Annotated in this window: 13 protein-coding genes; 8 read left to right on the forward strand and 5 right to left on the reverse strand. The window is 52.3% G+C overall.

Annotation, left to right across the window (positions count from 1 at the left end; translation table 11 throughout):
* The first annotated feature begins 260 nt into the window (after positions 1–260).
* The 6 genes from rsxD to gstA all read left to right on the forward strand — a co-directional run bounded on the left by rsxD (position 261) and on the right by gstA (position 6,130).
* Positions 261–1,313: an electron transport complex subunit RsxD gene (gene rsxD / locus KP80_RS00005; RefSeq protein WP_052281518.1), complete on the forward strand. Its 1,053-nt coding sequence runs from the start codon at positions 261–263 to the stop codon at positions 1,311–1,313.
* 9 nt (positions 1,314–1,322) lie between these two features.
* On the forward strand, positions 1,323–1,943 hold the full coding sequence (gene rsxG, locus KP80_RS00010) for an electron transport complex subunit RsxG (protein ID WP_052281519.1): 621 nt from the start codon (positions 1,323–1,325) through the stop codon (positions 1,941–1,943).
* Positions 1,944–1,946: 3 nt separating this feature from the next.
* Positions 1,947–2,642 carry an electron transport complex subunit E gene (locus tag KP80_RS00015; RefSeq protein WP_052281520.1) on the forward strand — a complete coding sequence of 232 codons (696 nt, stop codon included), beginning with the start codon at positions 1,947–1,949 and terminating at the stop codon, positions 2,640–2,642.
* The gene (nth, locus tag KP80_RS00020) at positions 2,642–3,277 is read left to right on the forward strand and encodes an endonuclease III (protein WP_052281521.1); all 636 of its coding nucleotides are present in this window, start codon (positions 2,642–2,644) and stop codon (positions 3,275–3,277) included. The genes KP80_RS00015 and nth overlap by 1 nt, the downstream gene beginning before the upstream one ends.
* Positions 3,278–3,871: 594 nt before the next feature.
* Positions 3,872–5,377, forward strand: coding sequence for a dipeptide/tripeptide permease DtpA (gene dtpA / locus KP80_RS00025; RefSeq protein ID WP_052281522.1), 1,506 nt, complete (start codon positions 3,872–3,874; stop codon positions 5,375–5,377).
* A 147-nt stretch (positions 5,378–5,524) separates the two neighbouring features.
* Positions 5,525–6,130, forward strand: a complete 606-nt coding sequence (gene gstA / locus KP80_RS00030; protein WP_052281523.1) for a glutathione transferase GstA — start codon at positions 5,525–5,527, stop codon at positions 6,128–6,130.
* Between the two features lie 68 nt (positions 6,131–6,198).
* Here the strand turns inward: gstA and pdxY are convergent, their stop codons facing one another.
* The 5 genes from pdxY to anmK all read right to left on the reverse strand — a co-directional run bounded on the left by pdxY (position 6,199) and on the right by anmK (position 10,779).
* Positions 6,199–7,059: a pyridoxal kinase PdxY gene (gene pdxY, locus KP80_RS00035; RefSeq protein WP_052281524.1), complete on the reverse strand. Its 861-nt coding sequence runs from the start codon at positions 7,057–7,059 to the stop codon at positions 6,199–6,201.
* Positions 7,060–7,123: 64 nt separating this feature from the next.
* Positions 7,124–8,398: a tyrosine--tRNA ligase gene (gene tyrS, locus KP80_RS00040; protein ID WP_052281525.1), complete on the reverse strand. Its 1,275-nt coding sequence runs from the start codon at positions 8,396–8,398 to the stop codon at positions 7,124–7,126.
* Between the two features lie 125 nt (positions 8,399–8,523).
* Complete coding sequence (gene pdxH, locus KP80_RS00045; RefSeq protein ID WP_052281526.1) at positions 8,524–9,180, reverse strand: pyridoxamine 5'-phosphate oxidase; 657 nt, start codon at positions 9,178–9,180, stop codon at positions 8,524–8,526.
* A gap of 57 nt (positions 9,181–9,237) precedes the next feature.
* Complete coding sequence (mliC, locus tag KP80_RS00050) at positions 9,238–9,561, reverse strand: C-type lysozyme inhibitor (protein WP_052281527.1); 324 nt, start codon at positions 9,559–9,561, stop codon at positions 9,238–9,240.
* A gap of 93 nt (positions 9,562–9,654) precedes the next feature.
* Positions 9,655–10,779 (reverse strand): anhydro-N-acetylmuramic acid kinase, encoded by a 1,125-nt coding sequence (anmK, locus tag KP80_RS00055; RefSeq protein ID WP_052281528.1) that lies wholly within the window; start codon positions 10,777–10,779, stop codon positions 9,655–9,657.
* A gap of 270 nt (positions 10,780–11,049) precedes the next feature.
* On the opposite strand from anmK, the gene slyB reads away from it, so the two are divergent.
* Positions 11,050–11,517: an outer membrane lipoprotein SlyB gene (gene slyB / locus KP80_RS00060; protein ID WP_052281529.1), complete on the forward strand. Its 468-nt coding sequence runs from the start codon at positions 11,050–11,052 to the stop codon at positions 11,515–11,517.
* Positions 11,518–11,743: 226 nt separating this feature from the next.
* Positions 11,744–13,111 carry a GGDEF domain-containing protein gene (locus tag KP80_RS00065; RefSeq protein WP_052281530.1) on the forward strand — a complete coding sequence of 456 codons (1,368 nt, stop codon included), beginning with the start codon at positions 11,744–11,746 and terminating at the stop codon, positions 13,109–13,111.
* The last annotated feature ends 3 nt before the right edge of the window (positions 13,112–13,114 follow it).

Genomic DNA, 13,114 nt, shown 5'->3' on the forward strand with positions numbered 1-13,114 from the left:
CGTGGGCTCGGAGATGTGTATAAGAGACAGAAGCAGCGCAGCAGGCCGAAAGCGAAGCCGCGCCAGTTGACGCTGAAGAAACGGTAGACCCGCGTAAAGCCGCTGTAGAAGCCGCTATTGCACGCGCGAAGGCACGCAAAGCAGCGCAGCAAAATATCGATGAACCCGCCGCCAACGACGACTCACGCAAAGCTGCCGTCGCCGCTGCGATTGCCCGAGTTCAAGCCAGGAAAGCCGCTCAGGCCGTTAACGAGGATTAAATGGTTTTCAAAATCGCAAGTTCCCCTTATACCCATAACCATCGCCAGACATCGCGCATCATGATGCTGGTCGTGATTGCCGCCCTGCCAGGGATCCTGGTGCAGAGTTGGTTCTTTGGTTGGGGGACCGTTATTCAGCTGATGCTGGCAATTGTGAGTGCCTGGATTGCCGAGTCACTGGTGCTCCGTCTGCGTAAACAGAATATTGTTCAGACGCTGGCAGACAACTCCGCCCTGCTGACCGGGCTGCTGTTAGCTATCAGTATTCCGCCGTTTGCGCCATGGTGGATGGTGGTACTTGGCACCGTGTTTGCCGTCATTATTGCCAAACAGCTGTACGGTGGTTTGGGGCAAAACCCTTTCAACCCAGCAATGATTGGTTACGTGGTACTGTTGATATCCTTCCCGATACAGATGACCTCATGGTTGCCGCCGCATGACATTGCGGCCACCGTACCCGGTTTTGTCGACGCGATTCAGATGATTTTTACTGGCCACACCGCTACCGGTCAGGACATGACTGCGCTGAGAATGGGCATCGATGGCATCAGCCAGGCCACTCCGCTGGATACCTTTAAGACCTCGCTTCATGCGGGGCAGCCGGTTGAGCAAATCCTTAATGGCGCAATCTACCACGGCGCGCTGGCTGGCATTGGCTGGCAGTGGGTGAATATTGCCTATCTGGTCGGGGGGCTGTTCCTGCTGTGGCAAAAAGCCATTCGCTGGCACATCCCGGTGAGCTTCCTGGTCAGCCTCGCGGTCTGTTCCACGCTCGGCTGGCTGCTGCATCCTGAAAACGTTGCCTCCCCGCAGATGCATATCCTTTCTGGCGCAACCATGCTCGGCGCATTCTTTATCCTGACTGACCCGGTAACGGCCTCCACCACCAATCGCGGTCGCCTGATTTTTGGCGCGCTAGCCGGGCTACTGGTGTGGCTGATTCGTAGTTTTGGCGGTTATCCGGACGGCGTGGCCTTTGCTGTTTTATTGGCGAACATTACCGTGCCGCTGATCGACTACTACACGCGCCCGCGTACCTACGGACACCGTTAAGGACTCACCATGTTAAAAACCATGCGTAAACACGGTGTCACGCTGGCGCTGTTCGCCGCCGGATCGACAGGTCTGACGGCAGCCATTAACCAGCTCACCAAGCACACCATTGATGAACAGGCTGAAAAGCAGCAAAACGCGCTATTCCAGCAGGTGGTGCCCGCTGACAGCTATAATAATGCGCTGCTGAAAAGCTGTTTTGTGGTGACCGCACCTGAGCTAGGGAAAGGGCAACATAAAGTCTATATCGCCCGCATGGACGATAAGCCGGTTGCTGCCGTGCTGGAGGCCACCGCTCCGGATGGCTACTCTGGCGCAATTCAGCTTTTAGTCGGTGCCGATTTCAACGGCACCGTGCTCGGCACCCGCGTGACGGAACACCATGAAACACCAGGGCTTGGTGATAAGATTGAACTGCGCCTGTCGAACTGGATTACCTTCTTTGCGGGGAAGAAAATCAGCGGCACCAACGACGCCCAGTGGGCGGTGAAAAAAGATGGCGGTCAGTTTGATCAGTTTACTGGGGCTACCATTACCCCTCGCGCCGTCGTCAATGCCGTTAAGCGTGCCGGGCTGTATGCCGAAACGCTGCCAAACCAACTTTCACAACTGCAAGCCTGTGGAGAATAAATCATGAGCGAGGTTAAAGAGGTTATCGTCCAGGGGCTGTGGAAAAATAACTCCGCGCTAGTTCAACTACTAGGGATGTGTCCACTGCTGGCGGTCACCTCTACGGCGACCAACGCCCTTGGCCTGGGGCTGGCAACCACGCTGGTGCTAACCCTGACCAACCTGGCCATTTCCAGCCTTCGTCGCTGGACGCCAGCTGAAATTCGCATCCCGATTTATGTGATGATCATTGCGTCGGTGGTGAGCGCCGTGCAGATGCTGATCAACGCCTATGCGTTTGGTCTGTACCAGTCGTTGGGGATCTTTATTCCGCTTATCGTCACCAACTGTATCGTGGTTGGTCGTGCCGAAGCCTTTGCCGCCAAGAAAGGGCCTGCGCTGTCGGCGCTCGATGGCTTTGCCATTGGTATGGGGGCAACCTGCACCATGTTTGTGTTGGGATCGATTCGCGAACTGTTAGGTAACGGAACACTGTTTGATGGCGCGGATGGTCTGCTAGGAAGTTGGGCAAAATCACTGCGTATTGAACTGTTCCATACCGACACACCATTCCTCCTGGCCATGCTGCCGCCGGGCGCATTTATCGGCCTAGGCATGCTGCTGGCAATCAAATATTTGATCGATGAACGGACGAAACAGCGTCGTGCTAAAGCCGTTGCGGCTGAAAGCGTCGATGTTGATGCGGCAGAGAAAGCCTGATGAATAAAGCCAAACGCCTTGAGATCTTGACTCGCCTGCGCGACAACAATCCGCATCCGACTACGGAACTGAACTTTACCTCGCCATTTGAACTGCTGATTGCCGTGCTGTTGTCCGCTCAGGCCACCGACGTCAGCGTCAACAAAGCCACCGCAAAGCTCTACCCCGTGGCCAATACGCCGCAGGGGATGCTGAACTTGGGCGTTGATGGGGTAAAGGAATACATCAAAACTATCGGGCTGTTTAATAGCAAAGCCGAAAACGTTATTAAAACCTGCCGAATGCTGCTGGAGCTGCACGGCGGTGAAGTCCCGGAAGATCGTGCCGCGCTGGAAGCACTACCGGGCGTCGGGCGTAAGACAGCGAACGTGGTATTGAACACCGCGTTCGGTTGGCCGACTATCGCCGTCGATACACACATCTTTCGCGTGTGTAATCGCACAAACTTTGCACCAGGCAAAAACGTTGAGCAGGTCGAAGAGAAGCTGCTAAAGGTTGTTCCCGCTGAGTTTAAAGTCGATTGCCACCATTGGTTAATCCTGCACGGACGCTATACCTGTATTGCACGTAAACCACGCTGCGGATCGTGCATTATTGAAGATCTGTGTGAATATAAAGAGAAAATCGAGCTTTAGACCATTTTACGCGGTGTCGCAAGTCAGCCCACCGCGCCCTCCTCTCACGCTAAACCCACGTTTAATCCCATATAATTATTCACTATTTGGCATTTATAACGCCTATATACCGTTTTTACAGGTTAAACATGTCATCGCTAGCGAAAATTTCTATACAATCGCTGACAAGATCATGCGAGCAACACAATGTTGCATTAATGTTTCTTTACGTAGAAATGGCCTACATCATCACAATGCAACTTTTGCAATGCACAAGACGATCATCCAGCATTTTTTAAGAATTCAGCCTATATCACTATATTCAAGCGTCATCAGCAGAAGATATGGTTAATATCCAGTTTTTACCGGTCTATCTTAGAATAATAAACCATCTATTTTTAAAGCATGAAATTTAACGCTGAATAACATTTGTATTGCTGGTTAATTATACCAGTCTTTTTATTTGTAACAGAGTATTGCAAAGGCCTTGTCTGAAAGCGCAGGATAGTGAACATTACTTCCCGTTTCCCTCCAGAATAACTATAAGGTGGATGCCAAAATGAGCACTCCGCCCAGTACACCCCCCAGAGATTGGGATGTAAATAAGAGGTATATGTGTCTACTGCAAACAATAAACCAACTGAAAGCGTAAGTTTAAACGCCTTCAAACAACCTAAAGCGTTTTATCTCATCTTCTCTATTGAGTTATGGGAGCGTTTTGGCTTCTACGGCCTGCAAGGCATTATGGCCGTTTACCTGGTTAAACAGCTGGGTATGTCTGAAGCAGACTCCATCACTCTGTTCTCTTCCTTCAGTGCATTAGTTTACGGTCTGGTTGCTATCGGCGGCTGGCTGGGCGACAAAGTGCTGGGCACGAAACGCGTGATCATGCTGGGCGCCGTGGTGCTGGCAATCGGCTATGCGCTGGTTGCATGGTCCGGCCACGATGCGGGTGTCGTTTATATGGGTATGGCGACCATCGCCGTGGGTAATGGCCTGTTCAAAGCCAACCCATCTTCCCTGCTTTCTACCTGCTATTCCAAAGACGATCCGCGTCTGGACGGTGCATTCACCATGTACTACATGTCCGTGAACATCGGTTCGTTCTTCTCCATGCTGGCGACACCTTGGCTCGCCGCGAAATACGGCTGGAGCACCGCGTTCGCACTGAGCGTTGTGGGTATGCTGATTACCGTTGTTAACTTCGCATTCTGCCAGCGTTGGGTTAAACAGTATGGTTCCAAACCTGACTTTGAACCGACTAACTACCGCAACCTGCTGCTGACTATCGTCGGCGTCGTTATCCTGGTCACCGTAGCCACCTGGCTGCTTCACCACCAGGAAATCGCGCGTATGGTTCTGGGCGTCATTGCACTGGGTATCGTTTTCATCTTCGGTAAAGAAGCCTTTGCAATGCAGGGTGCAGCACGTCGTAAGATGATTGTGGCCTTCATCCTGATGCTGGAAGCGATTATCTTCTTCGTTCTCTACAGCCAGATGCCGACCTCTTTGAACTTCTTCGCAATTCGTAACGTTGAACACTCCATCCTGGGTATCGCGTTCGAACCGGAACAGTATCAGGCCCTGAACCCGTTCTGGATCATCATTGGTAGCCCGATTCTGGCAGCCATCTACAACAAAATGGGTGACACCCTGCCGATGCCAACCAAGTTCGCTATTGGTATGGTGCTGTGCTCCGGAGCATTCCTGGTCTTGCCGCTGGGCGCGAAATTCGCCAGCGACGCAGGTATTGTCTCCGTTAACTGGCTGATTATCAGCTACGGTCTGCAGAGTATCGGTGAGCTGATGATCTCTGGCCTGGGCCTGGCGATGGTTGCACAGCTGGTTCCACAGCGCCTGATGGGCTTCATCATGGGTAGCTGGTTCCTGACCACTGCTGGCGCAAACATCATCGGCGGTTATGTTGCCGGTATGATGGCGGTACCAGAAAACGTCACCGACCCGGTCATGTCGCTGGAAGTCTATGGACGCGTATTCCTGCAGATTGGTGTTGCCACTGCCGTTGTCGCCGTGCTGATGCTGCTGACCGCACCAAAACTGAACCGCATGACTCAGGACGATCCGAAGTCTGCTGCGGAGAGTGAAGCCGCTTCCGCGTAATGTCATCGGGAAACGTATAATTTTGGGCCGCTAACTTCCGTTAGCGGCTTTTTTTTTGTCCGCTCAAGCACTAACATACCTGCATATCCGCCAGCCGCCCTTCTGCTGATGGACCACAAAAATAATCATAGTCTGAAGGAGTTACCCATGAAACTGTTCTACAAACCTGGCGCCTGTTCCCTGGCATCGCACATCACCCTACGGGAAAGCGGAAAAGACTTTTCGCTGATTGGCGTCGACCTGATGCACAAACGTATGGAGAACGGCGACGATTTTCTGCAGGTAAACCCGAAGGGCCAGGTTCCGGCGCTGCTGCTGGACGATAACACCCTGCTAACTGAGGGCGTGGCGATCATGCAGTACATTGCCGACAGCGTTTCTGACCGCCAACTGCTGGCGCCGGTGGGGACCATCAACCGTTACAAGACGCTGGAATGGCTGAACTTTATCGCGACCGAACTGCATAAAGGTTTCACACCGCTGTTCCGCCCGGACACCCCGGAAGAGTACAAACCGACGGTGCGCGCACTGCTGGATAAAAAGCTGGCCTACGTTGATGAGTCACTGGCAGAAACTCAGTGGATTAGCGGCTCACGCTTTACCATTGCCGATGCGTATCTGTTTACCGTGCTGCGCTGGGCCTTTGCCGTGAAGCTGGAGATGTCGGGATATAAGAATATTGCAGACTATATGGCTCGCGTTGCTGCCCGTCCGGCCGTTGCGGCAGCCATCGCTGCTGAAGGGTTGAAATAAGACTCTACGCGATTATCGCGTTACTATGGAGCCCGGCGGTCAGAACGCCGCCGGGTACACTTCACGAATTACAGTCGCGTAGCGCTGAAGTCGTGTTCCGGCTTTGCAATCCGGTCCTGGGCTGCAACCACCTGCAGCTCGTACTCGCCCATCTCTTTTGTCGTCAGCATGATTTCATACACCGCCGCGGTAACGTGTTCAAGTGCATCGCGCAGCGACGCTCCTTGCAGCAGTTTCACCAGCAGTAGACCGCTGGTCACATCGCCAACGCCGACCGGATGACGTGCGCCGAAGTCGACAAGCGGGCGGCTGATATGCCACGCTTCTTCCGCCGTAACCAGCAGCATTTCGAAACGATCCTGGCTATAACCCGCACGCGCCAGATGTTTTACCAACACAACTTCAGGCCCCTGAGCAATCAACTCGCGCGCCGTGCGTACCGCGTCATCGACATCTTTCACTTCGTGGCCGGAGAGAATTTCCAGCTCAATTAGGTTCGGGGCAATGATGTCGCTCGCCGGCAATGCATGACGTGTGTGGAATTCAGCCACGCCTGGCGCCACGATACAGCCTTTTTCCGGATGTCCCATCACCGGATCGCAGAAGAATTTCGCCTGCGGGTTCGCCGCTTTGACCTGACGAACGATGCCGAGAATATGCTCGCCCTGCTCCGCAGAACCCAAATAACCGCTCAACACGGCGCTGCAGCGTGATAGCTGGTCGATATCTGCGATACCCTGCACAATCTCGGTCAAGTGCGCTGGCGGCATCACGCAGCCCGTCCACTTACCGTATTGCGTGTGGTTGGAGAATTGAACGGTGTTCAATGGCCAGACGTTCGCGCCCAGACGGCGCATAGGAAACTCGGCTGCACTGTTGCCCGCATGACCGAAAACAACGTGGGACTGAATGGCGAGGATGTTGTTCATTAGTTCTACTCAGACGACAAAAAAGAAGGGGGCGTAGTTTCCCACGCCCCCCTGTTTCGGAATATTACTTCCAGCAGATCAAACAGTAGTTTTTCTTACCGCGACGCAACAGCGTATAGCGTCCGAACAGTATATCACTGTCCTGGAAGAAGTATTCTGGATCGGCCTGTTTTTCACCGTTGATGGTGACAGCGTTAGAGGCGATAGTTTTACGCGCCTGGCCGCGGGACGGCTGCAGCTCGGAGTCCACCAGCGCCTGCATCAGATCTGCGCCTTTGTCCATCTCAACCATCGGCACGCCATCCTGCGCCAACTGCTCGAAGTCCGCTTCGCTCAGCGCACTCAAGGAACCGCTGAACAGACTGTCGGTGATACGTTTTGCCGCCACCAGACCTTCTTCACCGTGAACCAGACGGGTCACCAGCTCGGCCAGTACATACTGGGCGCGTGGCGCTTTACCGCTGTTTTTGTCTTCTTCTTCCAGGGCATTGATCTCTTCAATGTCCATGAAGGTGAAGAACTTCAGGAAGCGGTAAACGTCGGCGTCAGCCGTGTTAATCCAGAACTGGTAGAATTTGTACGGACTGGTTTTTTTCGGATCCAGCCATACCGCGCCGCCTTCGGTCTTGCCGAATTTGGTGCCATCAGCTTTGGTGATCAGCGGAACGGTCAGACCGAATACCTGATTCTGGTGCAGACGACGGGTCAAATCGATACCGGAGGTGATGTTACCCCACTGGTCGGAACCCCCGATCTGCAGCGCGACGCCGTGCAGTTTGTTCAGGCAGGCAAAATCATAACCCTGAAGCAGGTTGTAAGAGAATTCAGTGAAGGAAATCCCCTGATCGTCACGGTTCAGACGCTGCTTCACCGCTTCTTTGTTGATCATCTGGTTAACAGAGAAATGCTTGCCGATGTCACGCAGGAAAGTCAGCACGTTCATGCCGCCAAACCAGTCGTAGTTGTTGGCCGCGATTGCTGAGTTGTCGCCACAGTCGAAGTCGAGGAATGGTGCAACTTGTTTACGGATTTTAGCAACCCATTCCTGCACGGTGTCTTCGGTGTTCAGTTTACGCTCGGCGGCTTTAAAGCTTGGGTCACCAATCAGACCGGTCGCACCACCCACCAGCGCAACAGGTTTATGCCCTGCCTGCTGGAAGCGTTTCAGGCATAACAAAGGAACAAGATGCCCCAAATGCAAGCTGTCAGCGGTAGGATCGAAGCCGCAATAGAGCGCGATCGGGCCTTGCGCCAGTCGCTCTGCTAACGCTACCTCGTCCGTTACCTGGGCAACTAGCCCCCGCTCTTGCAGTTGTTTAATCAAGTTACTGCTTGCCATCAAATTCTCCATCTATATCCGACTGCACCTTTGCCGGTACACGACTTTTCGCCAGACGCGAAAGCCTTATAGAATAAAGCGCTGACGCTTTCTGCGCTAGCGCTTAAAACAACAAATTTCGGCGTTTACGGTGCCAGACGGTCAATTTTCCACGCGTCAGCTTCACGCTGGTATAAAAAACGATCGTGTAGGCGATGTTCACCGCCCTGCCAGAACTCCATCTGTTCAATGCTCACGCGGAAACCACCCCAGAAGCTCGGCAGCGGAACATCCCCCTGCTGGAACTTTTGCTTCAGTTCAAGAAATTTGCTTTCGAGAATCCCACGCGCTGAGATACGGCTGGACTGTTTAGATACCCACGCGCCAATCTGGCTGTCGCGTGGACGGCTGTGGAAATATTTCATCACTTCCAGCGTCGACAGGCGTTCCGCTTTACCAATGACCATCACCTGGCGATCCAACATATGCCATGGGAACAACAAACTGATGTGTGGGTTCTTTTCCAACTGATGCGCTTTGCGGCTGCCAAGGTTGGTGTAAAACACCAGCCCCTTCTCGTCATAGTGTTTGAGCAGCACAATGCGCTGATACGGTTGACCGTTCTCATCCACCGTTGCCACGACCATCGCCGTAGGATCGGCCAGACGAGCCTCACAAGCTTGCCCAAGCCAGCGTTCGAAAAGCGGGAGAGGTTCGGCGGGGAGATCGTGGCGACGAAGGCCGCCACGGGTGTATTCTCGGCGCAGATGCGCGATTTGCTGCAGATCTTCGTTATCAGACATGGCGTTTGAAATCGTTGTCAGTAGGTGGCGTTATTGTGCGCCGCCCGTCCGAAAATCTCAACGCTTGGGGTTTTGTAACTTACAGTTATTCAGCACGATATGGTCGCGTTTATAAACGGTTGCTTCATCGCCTTTCGACCAGAACACGTAGATACCGTCGGTATAACGCGCTCCTGATGCAGAGATGCCCTGCGGCAGATTCAACTGCTGATTGTCATAAACGAAGCTCACCTGCTGACGCGGGTTATTGAGTTGAACCGTTAACGGTTTTTCGTCGCACTGATATTCCAGCGTGTCGGTTTGCATACGTTCCATAAACTGGTTATAGGTGCTACAGCCGGCAAGCATCAAAGGGATAACAGCAATAAGAAGTTTTTTCATTGTATTGGGCCTTTCGACATTCCTGGTCAAGGAGTGATTTTCTCACTCACGTGTTATTTCAGTCTACAGGCCCATGGTAAAAGAAGATTTCAGTTAACTCTTATTATTCTGTGGGTTCGCGGGGAAAATAGCCCCTAAGACAGTCGCTTCAGAGGCACCGGTTACCGAAGGCAGATTCCCCGGCAGGCCAGCAACCGTACGCCAGGCAAGCCAGGCAAATGCCAACGCTTCCATATCGTCGCCGCTAATACCGTATTCATCGGTGGTGGCCACCTCTGTACCCGCCAATAGCCCGGCCAGACGCGCCATCACCAGTGGATTTCGGCTTCCACCGCCGCAAACCAGCAGACGATCGCAGCCGCCGCTCAGCAGCACCTGTTCGCTAATCGTGACGGCTGTCAGCTCCGTAAGCGTCGCCTGAACGTCCTGCGGGCGCAAACCTGGGTAACGCGCCAGCAGCTGCGCCAACCAGCCATAGTTGAAATACTCGCGCCCGGTACTCTTTGGCGCAGGAGCGGCAAAATACGGGTCGCTCAACATATCCTGCAACAGCGGCAGTATGACCTTACCTTCATTAGCCCACTCGGCATCTTTATCGTATGGTTTACCAAGGCTTCGCCAGATCCACGCATCCATCAGCATATTGCCAGGGCCGGTATCAAATCCCCTCACCGGTTGGCCCGGCACCAGCAGGGAAAGATTGGCAATACCGCCAATGTTGAGGATCATTCGTCGCTCGCTTTGGTGGGCTAACAACGCCTGGTGAAAGGCGGGGACCAGAGGTGCGCCCTGCCCACCGAGCGCCATATCACGACGGCGGAAATCCCCTACTACGCTGACACCGGTGCGAGCAGCAATAATATTGTTGTCACCAATTTGCATCGTGTGCGGCGCATCGCCCTTTGGCTCATGCCAGACCGTTTGTCCATGGCAGCCGATAGCAACAATATCCTGAGCCTTGAGATGTTCCTGGGACATTAGCGCAACAATGGCGTCGGCGAATAAATTGCCCAACCGATTATCCAATTGGCCAAGCTGTGAGAGCGTCAGCGGTTGGCCCTGGCAAATAGCCAGCACCGCTTCTTTCAGCGCAATAGGGATGGGCCATGAAAGGCTGGCCAACTGGGCCACTCTGCTTTCATCAATAGCGGCGAGGACCACATCCACACCATCAAGACTGGTTCCCGACATCACGCCTATATATCGCCCGGATTTCATACGCCGTCCTTAGTCACGTTTGCAGGGTTAACACTCCAGCATAAAGTGGCACGTAATGCTATTAAGTAATAATATTTTTTAACAATATAGGTACCAGGCACCATAATTCACTGCGCCTATAGATTTCACCGCACGTTTAACGTCGGTTAAACCTGTCCGGATTATTATTTTAAGAATAAATGCGGAGTATATGACCGCGTCGATCAAATACCATATAATTGTTCAGTAGGGATGCTCATGAGGGCAATTCTGTTGAACTGGAGATTCATAATGATGTTACGCGTATTGGCTGTTTCAATGATTGGTTTGTCCCTGGCTGGATGTGTTAGCAACAGCGGCCTGTCTGGCGATGTCTACTCTGCCTCTGAAGCGAAACAGGTCCAGAACGTGACCTACGGTACGATTGTCCACGTCCGTCCTGTTCAAATTCAAGGCGGCGACGATAGCAACGTTATCGGCGCTATCGGTGGTGCAGTGCTGGGTGGTTTCCTGGGTAATACCATCGGTGGTGGTACCGGGCGTTCGCTGGCTACCGCAGCAGGCGCAGTGGCAGGCGGCGTAGCCGGCCAGGGCGTTCAGGGTGCAATGAACAAAACCCAGGGTGTGGAACTGGAAATTCGTAAGGACGATGGCAACACCATTATGGTTGTGCAGAAACAGGGTGATACCCGCTTCTCTGCAGGTCAGCGCGTCGTGATGGCGAGCAATGGCAGCCAGGTGACCGTTTCCCCACGCTAAGACTTCCCGGCGTACGCGGTTATTTCAACCGCGTACGCTATTTTCAACTATCCGTATTTCCGCCTTTTCTGCAAATTATATTCATATGATGAATATATAAAATCCATTTAGCCACTCTATTATTTGCGCATAAACAATATTTCTTTACAGATAGTCCAGTAAACTATAAAGCATATAGGGCCAGGATGGCCAAGCTTGCAGCGCTTAGCGTAAACAGGATACATATATGCTCTTAAAATTCCCTCTCCGGCGTTTTTTGATTTTCATCACGATTACGGCGATAGGAACATTTGTTCTAAATCATCTTTCACATTCCGTCATACGACACATTCCGGCCATTGCCCCTATTCTATTTCCCACCCTGACCATTTTTTTAATGGTCTTCCACAGCATGATCGCCGTATTCATGGTCATGAAATACACCTGCGATAAGCATCAGTTGTATCTGATGCCCATCGCCTGTGCCTTCACTGCCTCAGCACTCCTGATGCTCGGGACCTTAAACAGCTACCCAGGCTGGTTCCTGTGTGGTGGACTGAATCAAACGAATTATAATGATGCGCTAATCTTCTTCTCTTTTCGCAACATCCTGATGGCGGCACTCTTCATTATTGCCGTCATCCTGTATGCGTTCAAAGAACGTGAAATGCACACCCGTAAAATACATTTAATTATCTTAAGTATGATTGTTTCCCTTAGCCTGATAATGATGTATTTAGCATGGCAATACTCCAGCAATAATTTAACGTTGCATGTCGACTTCATTGATAACATTACTTTTAAGTACACGCATATCTGGAAAGAGTTTTTCGCATGGAGTTTAATTGCAGTCTGGGTTTTCACGCTGCTAACCATATTAGTCGTAACACAATTGCATAATGTTTTTTGGTATAGCGGCGCATTCTTTTGTGCGTGCTACATATTCACATTGCTCGTTCTTATGGGCGGGGAGAACGTTGCCAGCTACAGTTGGTATCAGGCACGGCTGTTTGAAACCATTTCAACACTGTTTTTGATTTTCGTGCTCTTTAGTGATGTCTTCATGCTTTATCGGCACTCCAACGCTAAGTACCTGGACTCGTACCAGAACTCTATCCGCGATCCGTTAACACGACTGTATAATCGCAGCTATTTCTATGACTCGTTTACCGCGCTACAGCCTTCAATCGGTCATGGTCATCCGGTATCAGTTATTGTCAGCGATCTCGACCACTTCAAGCGTATTAACGATCGGTATGGCCACCTGCAGGGTGACAAAGTCATTCAGTTCGTCGCCAAAGTCTTGCAAGATTCTGTGCGTCAAAACGATATCGCCGCGCGTATCGGTGGCGAAGAGTTTGCCCTACTGCTGGTGAATACTGCGCCGGAAACCGCGCACTCAATTGCTGAACGTATACGATTGTCACTCAGTCAGCACGATGCGCTCAGTAGCAACGGTCAGTTGCCGGAGTCAATAACCATCAGCATGGGCGTGTATACGGCAGAAAGCCTATCAGTATCTGTCGAAGAGTGCGTGCGTCGAGCGGATGAGGCGATGTACCGCGCAAAAGCGGCTGGGCGTAATCGCGTTGAAGTGTGGTGTGAATTGGCCTAAAGA

Origin of the sequence: Kluyvera genomosp. 1 (assembly GCF_001266615.1) — a bacterium.
Classification (GTDB): Bacteria; Pseudomonadota; Gammaproteobacteria; order Enterobacterales; family Enterobacteriaceae; genus Kluyvera; species Kluyvera cryocrescens_A.